At 42.8% G+C, this 21,485-nt stretch carries 22 protein-coding genes; 20 read left to right on the top strand and 2 right to left on the bottom strand.

Translation table 11 applies throughout. The features are described from left to right. Nucleotide 1 precedes the first annotated feature (1 nt). From flhB to PASHI_RS19970, 15 genes are all read left to right on the top strand, one after another. On the top strand, nucleotides 2-1,132 hold the full coding sequence (flhB, locus tag PASHI_RS19900; protein ID WP_062566810.1) for a flagellar biosynthesis protein FlhB: 1,131 nt from the start codon (nucleotides 2-4) through the stop codon (nucleotides 1,130-1,132). A 231-nt stretch (nucleotides 1,133-1,363) separates the two neighbouring features. Then, on the top strand, nucleotides 1,364-3,475 hold the full coding sequence (flhA, locus tag PASHI_RS19905; protein WP_054562175.1) for a flagellar biosynthesis protein FlhA: 2,112 nt from the start codon (nucleotides 1,364-1,366) through the stop codon (nucleotides 3,473-3,475). A gap of 20 nt (nucleotides 3,476-3,495) precedes the next feature. Further along, nucleotides 3,496-4,977, top strand: a complete 1,482-nt coding sequence (gene flhF, locus PASHI_RS19910; RefSeq protein WP_055020706.1) for a flagellar biosynthesis GTPase FlhF — start codon at nucleotides 3,496-3,498, stop codon at nucleotides 4,975-4,977. Then, nucleotides 4,970-5,830, top strand: coding sequence for a MinD/ParA family ATP-binding protein (locus PASHI_RS19915; protein ID WP_054553259.1), 861 nt, complete (start codon nucleotides 4,970-4,972; stop codon nucleotides 5,828-5,830). The genes flhF and PASHI_RS19915 overlap by 8 nt, the downstream gene beginning before the upstream one ends. A 26-nt stretch (nucleotides 5,831-5,856) precedes the next feature. Continuing rightward, on the top strand, nucleotides 5,857-6,567 hold the full coding sequence (locus PASHI_RS19920; protein WP_054562345.1) for an RNA polymerase sigma factor FliA: 711 nt from the start codon (nucleotides 5,857-5,859) through the stop codon (nucleotides 6,565-6,567). Between the two features lie 40 nt (nucleotides 6,568-6,607). Further along, nucleotides 6,608-6,991, top strand: coding sequence for a chemotaxis response regulator CheY (cheY, locus tag PASHI_RS19925; protein ID WP_016708035.1), 384 nt, complete (start codon nucleotides 6,608-6,610; stop codon nucleotides 6,989-6,991). Between the two features lie 17 nt (nucleotides 6,992-7,008). After that, a complete protein-coding gene (locus tag PASHI_RS19930; protein WP_054562173.1) occupies nucleotides 7,009-7,776 on the top strand; it encodes a protein phosphatase CheZ in 768 nt (255 codons plus the stop codon). Between the two features lie 15 nt (nucleotides 7,777-7,791). Further along, a complete protein-coding gene (locus PASHI_RS19935; protein WP_062566811.1) occupies nucleotides 7,792-10,095 on the top strand; it encodes a chemotaxis protein CheA in 2,304 nt (767 codons plus the stop codon). 62 nt (nucleotides 10,096-10,157) lie between these two features. After that, nucleotides 10,158-11,321, top strand: coding sequence for a protein-glutamate methylesterase/protein-glutamine glutaminase (locus PASHI_RS19940; RefSeq protein ID WP_062566812.1), 1,164 nt, complete (start codon nucleotides 10,158-10,160; stop codon nucleotides 11,319-11,321). Beyond that, nucleotides 11,314-12,078: a flagellar motor protein gene (locus PASHI_RS19945; protein WP_054562170.1), complete on the top strand. Its 765-nt coding sequence runs from the start codon at nucleotides 11,314-11,316 to the stop codon at nucleotides 12,076-12,078. The genes PASHI_RS19940 and PASHI_RS19945 overlap by 8 nt, the downstream gene beginning before the upstream one ends. A gap of 6 nt (nucleotides 12,079-12,084) precedes the next feature. Beyond that, complete coding sequence (locus PASHI_RS19950) at nucleotides 12,085-13,044, top strand: flagellar motor protein MotB (RefSeq protein WP_062566813.1); 960 nt, start codon at nucleotides 12,085-12,087, stop codon at nucleotides 13,042-13,044. 11 nt (nucleotides 13,045-13,055) lie between these two features. Continuing rightward, nucleotides 13,056-13,826, top strand: coding sequence for a ParA family protein (locus tag PASHI_RS19955; RefSeq protein WP_054562168.1), 771 nt, complete (start codon nucleotides 13,056-13,058; stop codon nucleotides 13,824-13,826). A 2-nt stretch (nucleotides 13,827-13,828) separates the two neighbouring features. Continuing rightward, on the top strand, nucleotides 13,829-14,587 hold the full coding sequence (locus tag PASHI_RS19960) for a chemotaxis protein CheW (protein WP_062566814.1): 759 nt from the start codon (nucleotides 13,829-13,831) through the stop codon (nucleotides 14,585-14,587). 21 nt (nucleotides 14,588-14,608) lie between these two features. Next, entirely contained in the window at nucleotides 14,609-15,106 is a 498-nt protein-coding gene (locus PASHI_RS19965) for a chemotaxis protein CheW (RefSeq protein ID WP_054553251.1), read from the top strand. Between the two features lie 15 nt (nucleotides 15,107-15,121). Continuing rightward, on the top strand, nucleotides 15,122-15,526 hold the full coding sequence (locus PASHI_RS19970) for a DUF2802 domain-containing protein (RefSeq protein ID WP_055020709.1): 405 nt from the start codon (nucleotides 15,122-15,124) through the stop codon (nucleotides 15,524-15,526). Nucleotides 15,527-15,556: 30 nt separating this feature from the next. Here PASHI_RS19970 and PASHI_RS19975 read toward each other — a convergent pair whose 3' ends face one another. Both PASHI_RS19975 and fliK read right to left on the bottom strand, forming a co-directional pair. Then, complete coding sequence (locus PASHI_RS19975; RefSeq protein WP_054562165.1) at nucleotides 15,557-15,865, bottom strand: EscU/YscU/HrcU family type III secretion system export apparatus switch protein; 309 nt, start codon at nucleotides 15,863-15,865, stop codon at nucleotides 15,557-15,559. Between the two features lie 5 nt (nucleotides 15,866-15,870). Continuing rightward, on the bottom strand, nucleotides 15,871-18,654 hold the full coding sequence (gene fliK / locus PASHI_RS19980) for a flagellar hook-length control protein FliK (protein WP_062566815.1): 2,784 nt from the start codon (nucleotides 18,652-18,654) through the stop codon (nucleotides 15,871-15,873). A 102-nt stretch (nucleotides 18,655-18,756) separates the two neighbouring features. Between fliK and ccmA the strand changes: the two genes are divergently transcribed. From ccmA to ccmE, 5 genes are read left to right on the top strand one after another with little or no spacing between them, the layout of a single operon-like run. Further along, nucleotides 18,757-19,377, top strand: a complete 621-nt coding sequence (gene ccmA / locus PASHI_RS19985) for a cytochrome c biogenesis heme-transporting ATPase CcmA (protein WP_156426507.1) — start codon at nucleotides 18,757-18,759, stop codon at nucleotides 19,375-19,377. After that, nucleotides 19,377-20,063 carry a heme exporter protein CcmB gene (ccmB, locus tag PASHI_RS19990; RefSeq protein WP_054553246.1) on the top strand — a complete coding sequence of 229 codons (687 nt, stop codon included), beginning with the start codon at nucleotides 19,377-19,379 and terminating at the stop codon, nucleotides 20,061-20,063. Before ccmA ends, ccmB begins: the two co-directional genes overlap by 1 nt. A gap of 1 nt (nucleotide 20,064) precedes the next feature. Beyond that, the gene (locus PASHI_RS19995; protein WP_054553245.1) at nucleotides 20,065-20,802 is read left to right on the top strand and encodes a heme ABC transporter permease; all 738 of its coding nucleotides are present in this window, start codon (nucleotides 20,065-20,067) and stop codon (nucleotides 20,800-20,802) included. Nucleotides 20,803-20,804: 2 nt separating this feature from the next. Then, nucleotides 20,805-21,008, top strand: a complete 204-nt coding sequence (gene ccmD / locus PASHI_RS20000; RefSeq protein WP_054553244.1) for a heme exporter protein CcmD — start codon at nucleotides 20,805-20,807, stop codon at nucleotides 21,006-21,008. Continuing rightward, on the top strand, nucleotides 21,005-21,484 hold the full coding sequence (gene ccmE, locus PASHI_RS20005) for a cytochrome c maturation protein CcmE (protein ID WP_054562161.1): 480 nt from the start codon (nucleotides 21,005-21,007) through the stop codon (nucleotides 21,482-21,484). The genes ccmD and ccmE overlap by 4 nt, the downstream gene beginning before the upstream one ends. Nucleotide 21,485: the final 1 nt, after the last annotated feature.

Genomic DNA, 21,485 nt, shown 5'->3' on the forward strand with positions numbered 1-21,485 from the left:
CATGGCTGAAGATTCTGGTCAAGAAAAAACCGAAGAACCCACCGGGAAGAAAATAGACGACGCCAAGAAAAAAGGCCAGGTTGCCCGTTCTAAAGAGCTAGGCACCATGTTTGTGCTTATCTTCTCGGCAGTGTCACTATTACTTTATGGGCCTGAAATTGGCAAAGGTCTTTATAATGTGATGGGGCGCTTATTAAGCCTTAATCGTAATGAAACCTACGACACCACTAAAATGTTTTCAGTGTGGGGAATTGTTGCGGATGCGTTGTTATTCCCTATGGCTATGTTTGTGTTGATCATCGTGATAGCCGCTTTTGTTGGAAACACTTTACTGGGGGGCTATAACTTTAGTTGGCAAGCGGCAGCACCAAAGGCTAGTAAGATGTCGCCGGCTAAAGGTATTAAGCGTATGCTTGGCCCTCAAGCAGGAGTAGAGTTAGTTAAGTCTATTTTAAAATTTGTAGTGGTTGCAGGTTTTGCGGTGTTCTTAATTAATACTTTCTTTGATGAAATACTGCATCTAAGCATTGAAAGCGCGCCCGGAAATTTTATCCATGCACTCGAAATCCTCTCTTGGATGTTCTTAGGCTTAACCTGTACTTTAATACTCATTGCTGCAATTGATGCCCCTTATCAGAGTCATAAGCACCATAAACAGTTAAAAATGACCCTACAAGAGGTGAAAGACGAATACAAAAACTCTGAGGGTGATCCGCAAATAAAAGCGCGTATTCGCCGTACTCAGCGTGAAATGTCGCAAAGGCGTATGATGCAAGACGTGCCTGATGCCGATGTGATCGTAACCAATCCGACCCATTATGCTGTAGCACTAAAATACGATACAGCTAAAGCGGGTGCGCCTATTGTTCTTGCCAAAGGCGTGGACGAGCTTGCTATGCAAATTCGTAAAGTAGGCAAGGGTAATGACGTGCCAATTGTTGAATCACCAATGCTTACACGTGCGCTGTATCACACCACCGATGTTGGCCATCAAATACCCGATCAGCTATTCACTGCCGTTGCGCAAGTTCTAGCTTATGTTTTCCAGTTAAAACGCTTCCAAAAAGGGCGCGGTAAACGTCCTGTACCACTCAATAAAAAGCTCCCAATACCCGATGCTTACAAATATTAGTAATACCAATCCGCAATAATACTATAATCATTTTGAGGGATTAAACCTGTCGCTATCTGCGTTAAAAATTTCTGATTTAGAACAACTAAATAACGAAATTTTTGCCTTGCTATCAACGAGGTTTTATTGCCTCAAAATTGCTCACTTTATTAAGCGAATTGGTATAAATTTATAACTTGGAATAGTTATTGCAAATTCCATGTAGTGTCAATTTTTTGAAATTGTTGAATTATGGAATTTAAAGCGGTATTACAACAACTTAACAGAGATAAAAAAGAATATGCGAAGGGTATCGGCACGCCGTTAATGGTACTTGCTGCGCTGGGCATGGTGATTTTACCCCTGCCGCCATTTCTTTTAGATATTCTATTTTCGTTTAATATCGCGTTAGCACTGGTGGTGTTACTAGTTACTGTTTACACCATGAAACCACTTGAATTTGGTATGTTCCCTGCGGTTCTACTAATTGCAACCATCATGCGCTTAGCACTGAATGTCGCCAGTACCCGTGTGGTATTGCTAGAAGGTCATAATGGTGGAGATGCAGCCGGTAAAGTTATCGAGGCCTTTGGCTCGGTGGTTATCGGCGGTAACTATGCAGTTGGTTTAGTGGTCTTCCTGATTTTAATCATTATTAACTTTGTGGTTATCACCAAAGGTGCTGGCCGTATTTCTGAAGTATCAGCTCGCTTTACTCTTGACGCAATGCCAGGTAAACAAATGGCGATTGATGCTGACTTAAACGCCGGTTTCATCAGTGCAGAGCAAGCTCGTGAACGTCGTGAAGAAGTCACCCGCGAAGCTGATTTCTATGGTTCAATGGATGGTGCAAGTAAGTTCGTAAAAGGCGATGCGATAGCGGGTATCGTTATTCTCGTGATTAATATCGTTGGTGGTTTATTTGTTGGTATGATCCAACATGATTTATCGTTCAGCCGTGCGATGGAAGTGTACACCTTGCTAACCATTGGTGATGGTCTAGTTGCACAGCTACCTTCACTATTACTGTCTATCGGTACCGCAATCGTTGTTACCCGTCAAAATGAATCGCACAATATGGGCGATCAAGTTAAGACACAGCTAGGTAACGAAAAATCACTTTATATCGCATCAGGTATCTTGATTATCATGGGTATTGTGCCGGGTATGCCGCACATCGCATTTTTAAGCTTAGGTGCATTACTCGGTTACCTTGCTTATTTCACACAGCAACAAAAAGCCAAAGCAGAAGCCGAAAAAGCAGAGCAAGAGGCAAATGGTGGTGCACCAGGTACAGGCGTTGCCAATAAACAAGAACAAAAAGAACTGGGTTGGGATGACGTTCAGCAAGTTGATGTTATTGGCTTAGAAGTGGGGTATCGATTGATTCCACTTGTTGACCAATCTCAAGGTGGTGAACTGTTAAATCGTATCAAAGGTGTGCGTAAGAAATTGTCTCAGGAGCTTGGTTTCTTGGTACCTCCTGTGCATATTCGCGATAACTTAGAGCTCGACCCTAACGCTTACAGAATTACTATGATGGGTGTTTCAAGCGGTGAGGGTGAGCTTAAGCATGGTGATGAGTTAGCGATTAATCCAGGCCAAGTATTTGGTCCAATCAAAGGGGTTGCCACAAAAGACCCTGCATTTGGATTAGATGCGGTTTGGATCAAACCTGATCAAAAAGATGAAGCACAATCACTTGGCTATACCGTCGTTGATTCAGCAACTGTGGTTGCAACTCATATCAGCCAGTTACTTACTAACAGTGCTGCTTTACTACTTGGTCATGAAGAAGTACAAAACTTACTAGATATGTTAGCGAAGAGTCATCCACGTCTTGTTGAGGGACTGGTTCCTGACGTATTACCACTCACTACTATCGTAAAAGTGCTACAAAACTTACTCAATGAAGGGGTGGCAATTCGCGATATGCGCTCGATTGTTCAAACCCTTGTTGAGTATGGCCCACGTAGCCAAGACCCAGATGTACTAACGGCTGCAGTGCGAATTTCACTTCGCAGACTAATCGTTCAAGACGCTGTTGGTATGTCTTCTGAGATCCCTGTCATAACCTTGGCGCCTGAGTTGGAACAGATGTTGCATCAGTCACTTCAGAATGCAGGTGACGAAGGTGCCGGAATAGAGCCAAGCCTTGCAGAGCGACTTCAACAATCATTGAATGAAGCGCATCAAAACCAAGAAATGGCCGGTGAACCTTCGATACTGTTAACGTCAGGAATGTTAAGAACTGTGTTATCTCGCTTCGTTAAGTACACCATCCCAGGTTTAAGGGTGATGTCTTACCAAGAGGTACCAGACGAAAGACAGATTAAGATTGTCAGCTCAGTAGGCCAACAATAGGATAGTAAAGGGGTTGAACCATGAAAATTAAACGTTTTTTTGCTAAAGATATGCGCACAGCACTGAAAGAAGTGAAAGATGAACTAGGTGTTGATGCGGTTATTATGTCGAACAAAAAGCTTGCTAACGGCGTTGAAATCGTTGCAGCTGTTGATTACGACAAAGCAGCCCCGAAAGCCGAAGCTAAACCAGCCGTGGCACAATCAGCACCTGCTCCACAGCATAACTTTGTTAAACCTGAGCCAATGCGTGCTAAACCTGAGCCGCAAGCGAAAGTTGCTGATAGCCTACAAGCGTTACTTGAGCGTCAAGCCCCACGCCCTCGTTCGCCAGAGCTTGCGTCAATGTTTAGTCAATCTGGTATTGATACGAGTGAACACTATCAACCAAAAGAGCCAAGCTTTGAGCAGCAACAGCCTGAATATAAGCAAGCTCCTCGTTATCAACAGCAAGCAGCACCTCGTGTACAAACTCAAGCACATAGCTTAGGTTTTGATGACGACTTAGATTCTGGTTTTGATGATTTAGATTCACCAGCCGAGCACAAAAACTCAGCACCTGCGAATCAATCAGAAATGACGACCATGCGCGAAGAAATGAATGCGATTCGTCAATTACTTGAACACCAAGTATCAGGCCTAATGCAACAAGATATGGCGCGCCGCGATCCGACTCGTGCATGTATGATTGACCGCTTAGCAGGTATGGGCATTGAACGTGATGTTGCTGAGCAAATGGCGTGTTTCATTCCTGACGACGTATCACGTCAACAAGCGTGGCAAGCACTTCTGCAAATGGTTGAAAACCAAATGCATACAACGAATAACGAAATCCTGCGTCAAGGCGGTGTATTCGCATTAGTGGGTCCAACAGGCGTTGGTAAAACAACCACAGTTGCAAAATTAGCTGCACTGGGTGCACAAAAATATGGTGCTGATAAAGTGGCGTTGATCACCACTGATACCTACAGAATTGGTGCCTACGAACAATTGGCTACTTATGGTCGTATTATTGGCTGTGGTGTTAAGCAGGTAAAAGATGCGAATGAATTAGCTGAAGTGTTATACCATTTACGTAATAAGCGTCTAGTATTAATAGACACAGCGGGTATGAGCCAACGTGATTTACGTTTAACTGAGCAGTTAAATACCCTAATGCGTAATCAGCGTGTTGATATTCGTAGTTATTTAGTATTAAGTGCTACAGCACAGATAAATGTGTTGCAAGAAACCGTAAGACACTTTAAAAAGGTTCACCTAAGTGGCTGTATCTTCACTAAATTGGATGAATCTTTAAGTTTAGGTGAGATTATTAGCATAGCGATTCAAAATCGCCTGCCAATAGGGTATCTTACTAACGGTCAGCGCGTTCCTGAGGATATTCGCGTAGCGAATGCTGAAAAACTAGTGAAAAAAGCTGAACAATTGTATTTAAAACGAGCAAAAGCACAACATTCAAGACGTCAAGCAGTAGCGTCGAACACAGTAGGGATGTATGATTAACACAGTATTAGATCAAGCAAGCGGCCTGCGCAAAATGAATCAAAATAATAATAGTGGCGTTAAAGTTATCGCTGTTACTGGCGGTAAAGGTGGAGTGGGTAAAACCAACGTTTCACTCAATACCGCAATCGCATTAGGTCAGCAAGGAAATCGTGTATTAGTATTAGATGCCGATTTAGGTTTGGCAAACTGTGACGTAATGCTTGGCCTTCGTGTTGAACGTAATTTATCTCATGTTTTGTCAGGCGAGTGTGAGCTTGACGAAATTCTTGTTGAAGGCCCTGCGGGCATCAAAATTGTACCAGCAACGTCTGGTTCACAAAGCATGGTTGAATTAACGCCATCTGAGCATGCAGGCCTTATTCGCGCTTTTAGCGAGTTAAATACCGAGTTTGATATTTTAATTGTCGATACCGCCGCAGGTATTTCTGACATGGTATTAAGCTTTTCTCGTGCAGCCCAAGACGTTGTTGTGGTTGTGTGTGATGAACCTACCTCAATTACTGATGCTTACGCACTTATTAAAGTGCTTAGCCGTGAGCATGGCGTATATAAATTTAAAATTGTTGCCAATATGGTGCGCAGTTTGCGTGAAGGGCAAGAATTATTTGCTAAACTTTCAAAAGTAACGGATCGTTTTTTAGATGTTTCAATGGAGTTGGTAGCAACCATTCCTTATGACGAGAACATGCGTAAATCTACGCGACGTCAAAAGGTGATTGTTGAATTATTCCCGAACTCACCAGCAGCGGTGGCGTTTAAAACATTAGCAACAAAAGCAGTTAAGTGGCCGATCCCTAATCAACCGTCTGGCCATTTAGAATTTTTTATTGAAAAACTAGTAAACGGCTAACTATGACAACATCGGTGAATAAAGCGATGGGATATCAATCAGCACAGAACTTAAATGCGATTGTTGAAAAACATGCCTCTTTAGTCAAAAAAGTGGCGTGCCATCTAATTGCTCGTTTACCTGCCAGTGTACAACTCGATGATTTAATTCAATCAGGCATGATAGGCCTAATTGAAGCGTCAAAAAACTTTGATGCTAGCAAAGGTGCTAGTTTCGAAACCTTCGCTGGAATTCGTATTCGTGGTGCGATGTTAGACGAAATTCGTAGAGGTGACTGGGCGCCACGCTCAGTTCACCGAAATGCCCGCCTTGTGGCTGAAACCATTTCCGAATTAGAAAGCACTTTAAATCGTGAGCCCAAAGATACTGAAGTCGCTGAAAAACTTGATATTACGCTAGATGAGTACCATCATATTCTACATGATGTAAATTCGAGTAAAGTATTAGGTATTGAAGATTTAGGTGTAGATGAAGACGTCATCACACCAGTAGGTCAGGATTTAGGACTAGACAAACCGTTTAATAACGTTAAAAATGAGCGGTTTAACCAGTCTCTATTAACGGCTATCCAATCGTTACCAGAAAGAGATGCTCTCGTTTTGTCTTTGTACTACAACGACGAAATGAACTTAAAAGAAATAGGACACATACTCGATGTTAGCGAGTCGCGTGTGAGTCAAATACATGGTCAGGCGATGATTAAGCTCAAAGCAAAAATCAATGACTGGATTAATTAGTAGTAAGTAAATAAAGGTTCAAACCTCACCGGAGGATGTTTTGGATAAAAACATGAAAATTCTTGTTGTTGATGATTTTTCTACAATGAGACGTATCATTAAAAATCTATTAAGGGATTTAGGTTTTACCAATGTGCAGGAAGCTGACGACGGTTCAACAGCATTGCCAATGCTACAAAATCAAGAGTTTGATTTTGTTGTAACGGATTGGAACATGCCTGGTATGCAAGGTATTGATTTGTTACGTGCAATTCGTGCTGATGATAGCCTTAAGCATATTCCTGTATTAATGGTGACAGCTGAAGCGAAAAAAGAACAAATTGTTGCTGCTGCTCAAGCAGGTGTTAATGGCTATATCGTTAAACCATTCACTGCTGCGACACTTAAAACCAAATTGGAAAAAGTGTTTGAACGTTTAGGTTAATCTAAGGGGAGAGGCTTATGTCAGCACTTGCTGCGCCTCAAATAAGTTTAGAGCAAGCTCGTCAACTTGTTGAGTATCTTGAAAATGGTGAACAAGAAAAAGCAGATAAGCTCATTCTTGACGCTGCATCAAAAGAACAATCAGAGTTGTTTGCTGAAGTCGGCAAATTGACGCGTCAGCTTCATGAAGCGTTAAAAAACTTTGACCTAGATACTCGTCTCACTGATTTAACTACCGACGCGATCCCAGACGCTAAGCAGCGCTTAAATTATGTTATGGAAATGACAGAAAGCGCCGCCAATAAAACTATGGATGCGGTTGAAGCAAGTTTACCAATAGCTCAACAACTTGCTGATGAAATTGCCGCAATCAAACCTACGTGGGATCGTTTAATGAACCGAGAAATTGAACTCGGTGAATTTAAATCGTTATGTCATAGCTTAGATAAGTTCATGAATAACTCGCATACCAAAACCGATGAGCTCCAAGGTTTGATGACTAATGTGCTGATGGCGCAGGATTATCAGGATTTAACCGGACAAGTTATTCGCCGTGTTATTGAGTTGGTGCGAGAGGTAGAAGACAGTTTAATTAATCTCTTAACTGTGTTTGGCAGTCAAGAAGATGGTCATCAACAACAAGAAAAACAGGCCATAGAAAAAGCACCTGCAACAAGTGACACACTAGCAGGTCCTGAAGGGCCAATTATTGATAAAGAGTCTCGCGATGATGTTGTCTCAGGACAAGATGAAGTCGATGATCTATTATCAAGTCTGGGCTTCTAAGAGGAGAGTAGCTGCATGAGCTTTGAAGTCGATGAAGATATATTACAGGATTTCCTTGTTGAAGCAGGAGAAATCTTAGAGCTTTTGTCAGAGCAATTAGTCGAGCTTGAAAACAACCCAGAAGACAAAGATCTATTAAACGCCATTTTTAGAGGCTTCCATACTGTTAAAGGTGGTGCAGGCTTCTTAAGTATGACTGAACTTGTAGATGCGTGTCATGGTGCAGAGAATGTTTTCGATTTATTACGCCAAGGTGTACGCAGTGTAACACCAGAACTAATGGACGTAATTTTACAGGCTCTCGACACTATCAACGAAATGTTCGCTACGATTCAAAATCGCGAACAGCCAGAGCCTGCAGACCCAGCCCTATTAGAAGTCCTTCATAAATTAAGTCAGCCACCGACTGCAGAAGAGCTTGCAGGTGAAGATTTATCTGTAGCAGAGGATGTTGCAGTTGCACCTGAAGAACCCGCAGTTGAAGAGCCCGCTGTTGATACGCCTGAAGTCACAGCAGAAACAACAACAGACAATATCGATGAAGATGACCCATTTGCATTCGATATGTTATTTGATGGCGGCGGTCTTGCAGATAGCAGCGCTGAGTCACAAAATATTGACGAAATCACCGAAGACGAATTTGAAAGTCTACTAGATGAACTGCATGGCAAAGGCCAAGGTCCAGCAGCGACTGCTCCTGAAGCAATTAGCAGTGATAGTGACGATATTACCGATGATGAATTTGACAGCTTATTAGACGAACTGCATGGCGTTGGTAACTTTGGTGAAGTAAAACAAGATACTCCTGCTCAGCCTGAAGCTACAAAGCCTGCACAGGCTGCTCCTCAGGCGTCTGCAGCAGAACCTTCAAGCAATGACTCAGACGATGAAATTAGCGATGACGAGTTTGAAGCGCTGCTTGATGAATTACACGGTAAAGGTACTGCTCCTCAGTCTTTAGAAACGGCTGCGCCAGAAAAAGCGCCTGAACCACCAAAAGCAGAACCTGCAAAACCAGCACAGCCTGCAGCACCAAAACCGGCACCTGCGCCTAAATCTGCTGCCGCAGCGCCTAAACCAGCTCCAGCTCCTGCAAAAGCACCAGAAAAATCGCCTGCAGCTTCTGCTGCACCGAAAAAAGCGCCACCACCACAGGCAGAAACAACGGTACGTGTTGATACTAAACGTCTCGATGAAATCATGAACATGGTGGGTGAGCTGGTATTGGTCCGAAACCGCTTAGTGAGCCTTGCTAATAACAGCAATAGCGAGTCAATGGGTAAAGCCATCTCTAACCTAGATGTGGTAACCGCAGACTTGCAAGGCGCGGTAATGAAAACCCGTATGCAGCCAATTAAGAAAGTATTTGGCCGTTTCCCACGGGTTGTTCGTGACTTAGCCCGTAGCTTGAAAAAAGATATTAACCTGCAGCTAGTTGGTGAAGAAACCGATTTAGATAAAAACCTTGTTGAAGCACTTGCTGATCCATTGGTGCACTTAGTGCGTAACTCTGTTGACCATGGTATTGAAATGCCAGACGTGCGTGAAGCCGCAGGTAAACCACGTACAGGTACCGTAACGCTTTCGGCATCACAAGAAGGTGATCACATCCTACTAACCATTCGTGATGATGGTGCAGGTATGGATGCTGAGAAACTGAAAAAAATCGCAATTAGCAAAGGTGTGATCGATCACGACCAAGCAAGTCGCTTGTCGGATACCGAAGCATACAATCTTATCTTTGCACCAGGTTTCTCAACCAAAGAAGAGATCTCTGACATCTCAGGCCGTGGTGTCGGCATGGATGTTGTTAAAACTAAAATCACTCAGTTAAATGGCTCGGTTAATATACAGTCTGAGCTGGGTGTAGGTACTGCACTTGAAATCAAGGTGCCATTAACACTTGCTATCTTACCGACCTTAATGGTTGTTGTGGGTGAGCAAACCTTCGCATTACCACTTGCTGGTGTTAGCGAAATTTTCCACCTTGATTTAACTAAAACTAACGTAGTTGATGGCCAACTGACAATTATTGTACGTGAAAAAGCGATCCCGCTTTTCTATTTACAACATTGGTTAGTAAAAGGTGCCAACCGCCAAGAGCGTAAAGCAGAAGGTCACGTGGTTATTGTACAAATAGGTACTAAGCAAGTGGGCTTTGTAGTTGACTCGTTAATAGGTCAAGAGGAAGTTGTTATTAAACCTTTAGATGCCTTATTACAAGGTACACCAGGTATGGCAGGTGCGACAATTACTTCTGATGGTGGTATTGCACTGATCCTCGATGTACCTAGCATGCTTAAACACTACGTTGGCTAATAATAAATAATAAAGTGCAGCATTTAGCTGCATTTTGAATGATATAAAACAAGAGAGTGCCAATGGCAGTCAAAGTATTAGTTGTTGATGATTCAAGCTTTTTTCGCCGCCGTGTCAGCGAAATTTTAGAGCAAGACAGCAATATTCAAGTGATTGGTTTTGCCGTAAACGGTCGTGAAGCGGTAGATAAAGCCCGTGAACTAAAACCTGATGTAATTACTATGGATGTTGAAATGCCGGTTCTTGATGGCATTAGTGCCGTAAAAGAAATAATGGCAGCAACACCAACTCCTATTTTAATGTTCTCATCACTCACTCGTGATGGTGCAACCGCAACCCTAGATGCACTGGATGCTGGGGCGTTAGACTTTTTACCGAAAAAATTTGAAGACATTGCACGCAACAATGAAGATGCAATCGCGCTTTTACAAAATAAAGTAAAAGAAATTGGTCGACGTCGCCTTTCTCGTTTTTCGCGCCCAGCACCTATTTCGCGACCAACTCCGGCTCCTGCACCAAGGAGCAGTAGTACTACAAATACGAGTAGCGGTATTGTTCAACCTGATCGCAGCTTTAGCCGTCCAGCTCCTGCTAGTTCGCCTGCCGCATCGTCTTCGAGTACGAGTAATATTCGCGCTTCGGGCAAGCAATATCAGTTAGTTGCTATTGGCACATCAACCGGTGGGCCTGTAGCGCTACAAACAATTTTAACTCAGCTGCCAGCTAACTTTCCGCATCCTATTTTACTTATTCAGCATATGCCTGCAGCATTTACACCTGCGTTTGCAGCACGCCTCAATGGCTTATGCAGAATCAATGTGAAAGAAGCGCAAAATGGTGACCGTTTAATGCCTGGTACCGCTTATTTAGCACCTGGTGGTCAACAAATGCTAATAGAAGGACGAGGCGGCTCTCGCACACTGCGTGTGTTTGAAGACGACAGTCCGCGTATTACTTACAAACCGAGCGTTGACGTGACCTTTGCTAGTGCTGCAAAAACCTTTGGTGGTGATGTGCTAGCTGTAGTTTTAACGGGCATGGGCGCAGATGGCCGTGATGGTGCGCGTATGCTTAAGCAAGTCGGTGCTACTATTTGGGCGCAAGATGAAAAAACCAGTGTGGTGTATGGTATGCCACAAGCTGTTGCAAATGCGGGGCTGGCGAGCGAGAGCTTAGCACTCACGGATGTTGCAGCTCGCCTAACGCGTGAGACTGGTTGTGGATAAGCTATCTTTTCTTGGCTTAATTGTCGCGATAAGTGCCATCGCCTTTGGTTATGCATTAGAGGGCGGTGTTGTTTCTGCGCTGTTTAATGGTCCTGCGCTTATCATCGTACTCGGTGGTACGCTTGGGGCTGTGATGCTGCAAACCCCTGCAAGTGTTTTTACTAAAACACTTAAGATCAGTCATTGGGTGTTCTTTCCGCCATACCACGATATTGATGCAGCCATTGAACAAGTTAAGCGTTGGTCACACAAAGCACGCCAAGAAGGTTACTTAGCCCTTGAGTCTGAAGCGCTGTCGCATTCAGACCCGTATGCGGCAAAGGGCTTGAGTCTACTTGTTGATGGGATTGATGAGCAAAAGCTCAGAGATACCCTTGAAATTGATTTAATGCTCGAACGCGAGCGCTTACTCGAGGTAAGCCGAGTTTACGAAGCCATGGGCGGTTATAGCCCTACAATTGGTATTCTAGGTGCAGTACTCGGTTTGATTCAAGCTATGCAATTTATCACCGACCCTGAAAAACTGGGTGCCGGTGTTGCTACTGCGTTTATCGCTACTATTTACGGTGTTGGTTTAGCTAACTTATTATTCTTGCCGATGGCGAATAAACTTAAGCAACAAGTTGAGCAAAAAATGCTGTATCATGAACTACTTGCTGAAGGCATTATTGCTATTTCGCAAGGTGAAAGCCCACTTAATATCGAACTAAAACTTGAGGCGTACCGTGTAGAGCGCCCAAGCTTAGTTGACGAGTAATTTATTATGATGCGCCGTCGTCTGCGTCATAACACGTCAAAAAACCAACATACTGAACGCTGGCTTGTCTCTTATGCCGATTACATGACCATCATGTTTGCTTTTTTTGTGGTCATGTATGCTATCGCAATTAGTAAAAATGAAGACTTTCAGATTCTCTCAGACTCACTGGAGCAGGTGTTCGAAAAATCAGCTCGTCAGCAACAACAGGTTGGCACTGGGGTTAACGGCACAGGCATATTAACTGACAGAGTTAGTCCTGAGAACGACATTCTATACGGTGAGAGCATTCGTAAAAATGAGCAGGGCCCTGAATTACTCGATGGACAAAGCGAAACCAGCAATATTGAGAAAAAACATCTCGGCAAGCCTCTCGACAGCTTACTAACTAAATTACAGTCTGCGCTCATAGATGAAATTCGTGATGGTGAAGCGAGTTTAGAGCTTCACCAAGATTGGCTTATCATCGAATTAAGTTCAGGTATGCTGTTTTCATCGGGCAGTGCTGTTGCACAGCAGCGTGCCAAGCAAGTTGTTGGTTTAGTGAAAGATATTATCGCGCCGGTTGATAACTACATTCGCGTGCGTGGTTATACCGATAACGAAGGTATTCGTAATGAGATGTTTCGCTCAAACTGGGAGCTATCTGTAGCGCGGGCTACATCCGTACTGGTTGAGCTTGAGAGTTTAGGCATTAACCCTGCGCGTATGGCTATTGAAGGTTACGGGCAGTATTCGCCCTTCGCAAGTAATGACACTGAGCAAGGTCGCGCAGAAAACCGCAAAGTGGTTGTTGCATTGTCTAAATATGGTTTACCGCCAAAAGAGCCAGAAAATACTGAACAAGAGTCACAAAACCAACCGCAACAGACGACAGAAATTGAGTTGCCAAGCGATGATAACAGCATTAAAGTGATTCAATTACCACATGGTGGCATTAGGATTACCACGCGCAATGAACAATAATAAGGTGTGATGTGAAAGTTTGGACCGTAGCGAATCAAAAAGGTGGGGTAGGGAAAACAACAACAGCCGTTAGCCTTGCTGGTATTCTCGCTTTACAAGGAAAACGCGTGTTACTTATTGACACCGATCCGCATGCATCATTGACTTATTATTTTGGTATAGATTCAGAAGACTTAGAAGTTAGCGTGTATGATATCTTTGCGCGCGGCAATAACATGGCCAGTGAAGAAATTTTACAGGCCCTATGTCCATCAACACTTGAAAACCTTGATATCTTACCTGCGACGATGGCAATCGCGACGCTTGATAGAAGCATGGGCAATAAAAATGGTATGGGCTTAATACTAAAAAAAGCACTGGCTAAAATTAGCGACCATTATGACTATGCAATTATTGATTGCCCGCCTGTTTTAGGGGTTTTGATGGTCAATGCTCTTGCAGCTAGTGAGCGAATTTTAGTGCCAGTACAAACAGAATTTCTGGCCTTAAAAGGGCTTGATCGTATGATGCGTACGATGGAGTTGATGCAAACATCGCAAGCAAAACAGTACCAATATACAATTATTCCTACAATGTACGATAAACGTACTAAAGCATCACTTGAAGCTTACAAGACTCTGCAGGATAATTACAAAGATAAAGTATGGTCAGGCGTTGTTCCTGTCGATACAAAGTTTAGAGATGCTAGTTTAGCACAACAAGTGCCGATTCAATTTTGCCCGCGTTCGCGTGGGGTATTTGCCTATCGCGCGCTGCTTGATTACTTAGTTGCACAAGGTTAAAGATGAGTAAGCATTTATTTGCCAATGAAAAAGTGATGACCCAATATTTGGGCGCTTTGTTGTGTGAAGATGAGCCTACAGACCAAAATCTTGAGCCAGTCGCAAAGCTGCTGGAGCAGGTTAAAGAGCCTGAAACTAAGACGGAAGAAAAGCTGACAGACGTTCAGCCTACTCCAGAACCTGTTTTACCACCCCCAGAACCGATTAAAGAGCTTGAGAAAACCGAGAACCAAGCTAATATCAAAGATATAGTCGCAGAGCCTAAAGCTGAACTGGTTGCAAAAACCTCGTCTGATCGTCAAGAAGACTATTTTGATGGTGAATTTCAGGCATTATTCTTTGAGGTTGCAGGGTTAACGCTTGCTGTACCGTTAAAAGCATTAGGGGGAATTCATCAGCTGGCTGAGGTTAACCAATTATTTGGTAAACCTAAATGGTTTAAAGGTGTAATGCTAAACCGTGAAGAAAAACTAAATGTTGTTGATACTGCACGTTGGGTTATGCCAGAAAAGTATGATGAAAAATTAGAACAATCATTAGATTATCAGTATTTAATCACCTTAGGTGACAGTCAATGGGGATTATTGGCTGAAAAGCTCGTAAATAATATTACGCTTCGTAAAGAAGATGTAAAATGGCGAGCAAAATCAGGTAAGCGGCCTTGGCTTGCAGGTGTTATCAAAGAGAAAATGTGCGCCTTGATTGACGTTGAAAATTTAAATCAATTGCTAGAGCAGGGCTTAGATAGCCGTGAGCAGTAACTATTTTTACGGAGTAATAGCATGAGTGAAGAAAGACTACTGTCAGCAAATAAAAACGCTGATAGCAACGATGAAGTGTTACAGTGGGTAACCTTTAAACTTGAAGAAGAAACGTACGGCATTAACGTAATGCAAGTACAAGAAGTACTTCGCTATACCGAAATTGCTCCTGTACCAGGTGCGCCTTCTTATGTATTAGGTATTATTAACCTACGTGGTAATGTTGTTACTGTTATCGACACTCGTGCACGTTTTGGCTTAATGGGTGCTGAGGTCACTGATAACTCTCGTATCGTTATCATTGAAGCTGAAAAGCAAGTGATTGGTATTTTAGTCGACAGTGTTGCTGAAGTGGTTTACCTACGTAGCTCTGAAATTGACAGTGCGCCAAATATTGGCACAGAAGAAAGTGCTAAGTTTATCCAAGGTGTATCTAACCGTGATGGTGAGTTACTGATCTTGGTTGATCTTAATAAATTATTAAATGACGATGAGTGGGACGAGCTAAGCGCACTATAAGCGTTTGGAAATTATATGCTGTTATACTCTTTGTTTGGTGCCTCAATCTTACTTGTATTAGTGTGTTTGGGGCTTATTTTTGTCAATAACAATAAGCAAGCGGCGGCGATTCAAGCCAAGCAAAAACAGTTACAAGAAGCTCAACAGCAATTGAGTATTTTACGTAGCGAAGTGGCTGAGATGCGAGCCGGCATGCTGAGTATTGGCAAACGCGTTGTTGCTGTTGAAGAAAAAAGTAAAGAGCTTGAACAGCTACAAGATGCACAAAAATATGATGATCCGAATGCGAAAATTTATTCGCGAGCGGTTAAAATGGTTGAGCTAGGCGCTGATTTAGAAGAAATAATTCGTGAATGCGAATTACCCAGAGCCGAAGCTGAACTACTCATGTCACTTCATAAACAAAAAGGCGCCCAATAAGGCGCTTTTTTATTTGAGTACATTTGAGCACTAGGCTTGAATGTTGAGCTTACCTTGAAAGTCTTGCCAACCCGGTGGAAATTTACCACGCAATACGTACGAAAAAGCAATTAACTCGGCAATGACATAATAGAGCTCTTTCGGGATTTCTTCACCTAACTCAAGATGCGATAAGGTTTGCGCTAAATCAGCATCTTGGTGTATCAAAATACCTTTTTGCTCAGCAAGTTTGACGATTTCTTCAGCCAATTCACCAAAGCCTTTACTGGTTACTCGTGGCGAGCTACCAGCTTCGTAGAGTAAGCCAATTGCTGATTTATGCACCGCTTGTTCACTCATAAGAATTATACCTTAATGTTAATAATCGCATGGGATTTATAAAAAGCTTGGTGGCTTGACGTCCCTTGTTGCAAGTTTAACTCACCTACATTTAAGCCATGGCCTGCTAATTTATGACGAAGTGTTTCTAAATGCGGATGAGCAAGCGCTGTCACTTCTTGTGAAGAAGCGAGCAACTGGCAATCAACTGCTTTATCCATCACCTCTGCGGTAATTTGTAACTTGCCAAGCTGTGCATAATCAAAGTTCAAGCGCACAAACCAGATATTTTTCGCTTCGAGTTTATTTTTACTTGGCTTTTTATACTGTCCTAAGCTGATTTCTGTTTGCCCTGTTTCAGGAGGTAATTTCATCGGCAAGAAAAATTGCGCTAAAGCACTGTTATCTTGTTGCTGATTGATAGGTGTTGTTTGCACCTGAGCCAACGTGTTTTTTAGTTGTGAAGCTTCAGCCGCCATGGCTTGCATCGCTGGCTGCTGTAGCTGCTCGAGTAATTTATTGCCGTTAACGGCTTTAAAGTTGGGCACTAACACTTGCAGTAAGGCATCAAGACCAGTCTGGTTATTAAAACTAAGGTTGGTTGGTGCTTGGTTAATAATTGGCGCGGCAAGTGAAGCCACTGCTAATTGTTCTAACCCTTGGCTAAAGCTCGCTTGCTGAGTCTGGCTGGGTAATGCTGTTGGCCTGAGGATACTTAAAAGCTCTCGTTCAATCGTAGTAGGATGCATGTTTTGACTCGAGATCATGCGATTAAATGCTTGATTTACGAGTCGATTTAAATCTACTGAAGACGATGTGTTTTGCTCACTCAGAGCTACAAGTTTTTCTGTTAATTGCACCGATAGAGGTGTGCTTGCTAAAGGTTTGCTTTCAGGAAGCGGTAATAGCTTAGCAATCAGTGCCGCCTCAATCGCTCTTATCGGCAACAATGGCTGACTCAAGTTGGGTTCTTTCAAAGCTAAGTAGGGGGCGTGTAATTGAGTTTGTTGCTGAGCAACTTTTTGTAACCCTGCTGTTTGCTCAGTTGGCGCTCGAGTCGCTGAGTTATTCTGTTTTATTTGTTCATTAGGCGTTGCCGCTACAAGGTTTTTAGCCACTGTTTTTATTGCTCGCTCAGCTTGTTGTTGCGAAGGAGCAGGTGCCCCTTTTAAATCTGGCTTTGAATTTTGTGCAGTAGGGTTGGGCGCTGAGTTTAATGTCGCTTGTTTAGTTTGTGTAACCTGCTCACTCAGATTTTTAACTACTGAATTAGCAAGGTTATTTTTAGCTTGAGCGAGCTGCTCTGTGGCTGGTCTGTCAGATTTCATGGCAGTAACAGCGCCGCTAACCGCTTTGTTGTCTACAGGTGTTTGTTGTAAAGCCGTATCTTTATTCAAAGCAGGAGTTTGCGCTTTACTATTGATTGCTATTTGAGTGGCAGGGCGCTGCGCGCTAACAAACGGCTCTAAACTGACTTTTATCCGTTGCAGTAACTGTATTAATGGTGGAGCCTTGTTATAACTCACGGGTAAGCTAACTTGCTTTAAAGACTGACTTTCGGTTAATGGCACTGTCTGTTTAGTCGCAGGTAATGGCGTATTTGCTGTAACTGGCCCACTGGTTTTTTGCGATACTTGGGGGGCGGCGTGTTGTGGCGCGCTTTGTTGAATAGCGGCAAACTTTACTATATTGATTTTATTAGCATTAAAGCCCAGTTGGCTAATCGTATTTTTGCTTTCAATCAGCTGATGCGTTGACTGGTAAACAGCCGCTTTGGTGGTAGCAGGGAGCTTTTCAAAATAGCGCACTGCATCACTAATACGCGTTTTTAAATCTGCAAAACTGTCTTTTAGCCAAGAGCTAATGGGGGAATTTGAGCTGCTCGATGGCGCTAAAAACGTACTCTTAGGTTCAATAGCTTGGCTTTTTAATGCTTGATTGAATGTCTCTGACAGCGAGTTCTTTAACAGTATTTGTTGCACAGGCGCTTTATTTATAAGTTCAACAGTATTTTTAACTTGCTGGGGGGTTAGTTTTAATGCATGAGGGTGAAATTGCCACTGCGCTTGAATTTGCTTCGCTTGTTTTGGCGATATTGTAGGTAGCGGTAAAGTTAATTCATTACTTTGCTTGTTTGCAACACTTAACTGTACTTGTTGCCCAGCTAATTTTAAATTCATTTCAGGGGTTAGCTTAGCCACCAACTCGGCTACTTTTTGTTGGCTAACACTTTGCTGATGGAGAGAATCCCCAAAGCGATTAATAATGTTTAAATTAAAGCTATTTTGTTGGTTGGTAGCAGGCAGCAAAATGGCTTTAAGTGGTGCTTCAGCTTTTAAAAGAGCAACCAGGCTATTGTTAAGAGCAAACTCAGCTTTTAATGCCGGTAGTTGTAGCAAAGGTTTACTTGGCGCAATCTGAGCTGGGTGCGGCATATTTGTATTTGCACTCCCTTGTGTTAGCAAGTTCAGTAGTGCTTGTAATTGCTGGCTTTTGCCAAGTGTAATCGTCAGCGGTGCTGGCGTGATAGTCAGCTGTTTTCCATCACTACTTAATTGAATATTGGCTGCTAAAAAGCGCTCAGTTTTGAGGTTTTCTTGCTCTGTTGATAAGCGCAGTGTTTGCCATGAGTTATTGATTAGCACGTCCATTTGCACGCTTTGCTTACCAATCACGATATTACGGGCAGTTAGACTCTGCTCAGCCAGCATTTTTAAGGCATCATTAGGGGATTGCTGTGATGCACTGCTGATTGCTTTTGGGTCTAGATTAAGCTGAGTGCTGAGAGTCAACTGGCTTTGTTTATTCATTATTTTAGATCAAATATAAGTTAATCGTTTTAAAGCAATATTCGTATTACCCTATCATTATGGTAGACTAACGCCTAATTTTGGGTATAGAGAATCGTCATCTTGTTACACATTAAGGCCGTCACCTGCATCAAGCAAGATCGTTGTTTGTTTGCGGATCTTAATTTCAGCTTGAAATCGGGACAAATTATGCAATTAGCTGGTCCGAATGGGGCTGGTAAAACATCATTATTGCGTATTATCGCGGGTTTCGCTATGGCGGATGAAGGCGATGTTTTGTTCCAAGAACGCTCGATTACAAAATACTATGATGAATTTGCACAAGAGTTATTATTCATCGGCCATAAAACAGGGGTAAATACACAGCTTACCGCCCTTGAGAATGTCGCATTTTGGCTAAAAATTAATGGCTACGATAGCAAACAAGACTTGTATCCGATCTTAGCAAAAATAGGCTTAGTAGGTCTTGAGGATGTGCCTGTTCGTATGTTGTCAGCAGGGCAACAGCGCCGTGTCGCTCTAGTAAGACTGTGGTTAAACAGTGCCAAACTATGGATCCTTGATGAGCCATTTACAGCCCTTGATAAAAGCGGTGTGGCATTTTTACAAGAACGCTTTGTTGAGCACCTAAATGCTGGTGGCGCGATTCTTTTAACTACCCACCAAGACTTAACGACACATTTTAGTGACCTACAAACAGTGACTTTGGAGTATCGCCACTGATGGTAAAACAGCATTCGTATTGGCAATTATTCTCTGCGGTTTTTTCTAAAGATCTTAAATTAGCGTTTCGTCAGCGTGCTGAAATCGTTAACCCTATCTTGTTTTTTCTTATTGTTATTACACTTTTTCCGTTAGCAATTGGCCCTGAACCCGGTCTACTTGCTCGTATGGCGCCGGGCATTATTTGGGTCGCTGCGTTACTCTCGACTATGTTGGGCTTAGATAAGCTATTTCGTGATGATTATCACGATGGAACATTAGAGCAATTAATTGCTTCATCATACCCATTACCGTTAACTGTCCTTGCAAAGGTGGCGGCGCATTGGGTGATCACGGGGTTGCCTTTAGTATTAATGACTCCGGTATTTGCTTTGTTATTGAATTTAGAAAGTTCAGCGCTTTTAGCAACCGTTCTGACCTTATTGTTAGGTACGCCTTTGCTTAGCTTCATTGGCGCAATTGGCGCTGGACTTACTGTGGGACTACAAAAAGGCGGCATTTTAATGAGTTTGCTTGTTCTGCCTTTGTATATCCCTGTACTAATTTTTGCAACCTCGGCTATTGATACCAGCTCTATGGAGCTTGCCTATAGCGGACAGCTTGCAATCCTTGGTGCCATGCTAATCGTAGCGATTATAGCGGCACCAATTGCCATATCGTCAGCATTGAAAGTGAGTGTAAGTTAATATGTGGAAGTGGTTACATCCCTACGCAAAAGCAGATCGTGCTTACCAATTGTGTAACACCTTACTGCCTTATTTCGCCGTCGTTACGGTGGTTTGTATGATTGTTGGATGGGTCTGGGGGCTTGCTTATGCCCCAGCCGATTACCAACAAAAAGACAGCTACCGAATTATTTTTATCCATGTGCCTTCAGCTATTTTATCTATGGGCGCTTACTCTTCTATGGCGATTGCAGCAGTGATCGCACTAGTATGGCAATTACGTAATGCAGAACTTGCAGTGATTGCAATTGCACCTGTCGGGGCATGTGTGACAGCGATAGCATTAATTACCGGTGCAGCATGGGGTAAACCTATGTGGGGCGCATGGTGGGTGTGGGATGCACGTCTTACCTCTGAGTTAATTCTGTTATTTTTATACCTTGGTGTGTTATCGCTTTATCATGCTTTTGAAGATAAAAAAGCAGCGGGGCGTGCTGCTTGTATATTAGCCATTGTTGGGGTTATCAACTTACCGATTATTCACTTCTCGGTGGAGTGGTGGAATACCTTGCATCAAGGTGCAACCATTACAAAGTTTGATACTAAAGCCATTGATCCAAGCATGTTTTGGCCATTAATGGTTAACATTGTTGCGTTTGCAGGTTTTGTTGGTGTGGTGACGTTAATCCGTCTTAAAAACGAAATTCTCCAACGTGAAAAGCATCGCCCTTGGGTGCGTGATATGGTTGAGCGAGGTTAATCATGCAGTTTGATTCTTTTGCAGATTTTATTGCCATGGGTGGCTATGGCTTTTATGTATGGTTGTCTTTTGGTAGCTGTGCATTAATTTTACTCGGTATTTTATTTAGTTCGTTAAACGATACAAAACGTATTTTCTCTTCAGTAAAGCAGCAAGCACAACGTGAAGAGCGCATTAAGAAAGCGAAGCAAGAGGCAGGGCAATGAATCCAAGACGTAAAAAACGTTTATTAGCAGTTGTAGCCATTATTTTTGGTGTGGGTGCAACGATTGGTTTAGTGCTGTACGCACTGCAAGAAAACATTAATTTATTCTATACCCCAAGTGAACTTGTTGAGGGTAAAGGACCAAACAAAGAAAAACCGCATATTGGTCAAAAGCTACGTATTGGTGGCATGGTTGTACCTGGCTCAGTTGTTCGTGACGAATCAAGCTTAAAGGTAAGCTTTAAACTGATTGATAAAGGCCCTATGGTGACAATTAATTATCAAGGGATTTTGCCGGATTTATTCCGTGAAGGGCAAGGGATTGTAGCGCAGGGCGTGTTAGTTAAAGCCAATGAAATTGATGCCTTTGAAGTACTTGCAAAGCATGATGAAGAGTACATGCCTGCAGAAGTTGCTGAAGCTGTGAAGGGTATCAAGCACGAAAAACCGACGTATAACTTAGATAACGGCAATTAAT

Source organism: Pseudoalteromonas shioyasakiensis, assembly GCF_001550135.1.
Lineage (GTDB): Bacteria > Pseudomonadota > Gammaproteobacteria > Enterobacterales > Alteromonadaceae > Pseudoalteromonas > Pseudoalteromonas shioyasakiensis.

Excerpts from the sequence above, each read along its gene's own strand:
- flhB (WP_062566810.1), top strand. The coding sequence starts at position 2 with ATGGCTGAAGATTCTGGTCAAGAAAAAACCGAAGAACCCACCGGGAAG.
- flhA (WP_054562175.1), top strand. The coding sequence starts at position 1,364 with ATGGAATTTAAAGCGGTATTACAACAACTTAACAGAGATAAAAAAGAA.
- flhF (WP_055020706.1), top strand. The coding sequence starts at position 3,496 with ATGAAAATTAAACGTTTTTTTGCTAAAGATATGCGCACAGCACTGAAA.
- PASHI_RS19915 (WP_054553259.1), top strand. The coding sequence starts at position 4,970 with ATGATTAACACAGTATTAGATCAAGCAAGCGGCCTGCGCAAAATGAAT.
- PASHI_RS19920 (WP_054562345.1), top strand. The coding sequence starts at position 5,857 with ATGGGATATCAATCAGCACAGAACTTAAATGCGATTGTTGAAAAACAT.
- PASHI_RS19930 (WP_054562173.1), top strand. The coding sequence starts at position 7,009 with ATGTCAGCACTTGCTGCGCCTCAAATAAGTTTAGAGCAAGCTCGTCAA.
- PASHI_RS19935 (WP_062566811.1), top strand. The coding sequence starts at position 7,792 with ATGAGCTTTGAAGTCGATGAAGATATATTACAGGATTTCCTTGTTGAA.
- PASHI_RS19940 (WP_062566812.1), top strand. The coding sequence starts at position 10,158 with ATGGCAGTCAAAGTATTAGTTGTTGATGATTCAAGCTTTTTTCGCCGC.
- PASHI_RS19950 (WP_062566813.1), top strand. The coding sequence starts at position 12,085 with ATGATGCGCCGTCGTCTGCGTCATAACACGTCAAAAAACCAACATACT.
- PASHI_RS19960 (WP_062566814.1), top strand. The coding sequence starts at position 13,829 with ATGAGTAAGCATTTATTTGCCAATGAAAAAGTGATGACCCAATATTTG.
- PASHI_RS19965 (WP_054553251.1), top strand. The coding sequence starts at position 14,609 with ATGAGTGAAGAAAGACTACTGTCAGCAAATAAAAACGCTGATAGCAAC.
- PASHI_RS19970 (WP_055020709.1), top strand. The coding sequence starts at position 15,122 with ATGCTGTTATACTCTTTGTTTGGTGCCTCAATCTTACTTGTATTAGTG.
- PASHI_RS19975 (WP_054562165.1), bottom strand. The coding sequence starts at position 15,865 with ATGAGTGAACAAGCGGTGCATAAATCAGCAATTGGCTTACTCTACGAA.
- fliK (WP_062566815.1), bottom strand. The coding sequence starts at position 18,654 with ATGAATAAACAAAGCCAGTTGACTCTCAGCACTCAGCTTAATCTAGAC.
- ccmB (WP_054553246.1), top strand. The coding sequence starts at position 19,377 with ATGGTAAAACAGCATTCGTATTGGCAATTATTCTCTGCGGTTTTTTCT.
- PASHI_RS19995 (WP_054553245.1), top strand. The coding sequence starts at position 20,065 with ATGTGGAAGTGGTTACATCCCTACGCAAAAGCAGATCGTGCTTACCAA.
- ccmD (WP_054553244.1), top strand. The coding sequence starts at position 20,805 with ATGCAGTTTGATTCTTTTGCAGATTTTATTGCCATGGGTGGCTATGGC.
- ccmE (WP_054562161.1), top strand. The coding sequence starts at position 21,005 with ATGAATCCAAGACGTAAAAAACGTTTATTAGCAGTTGTAGCCATTATT.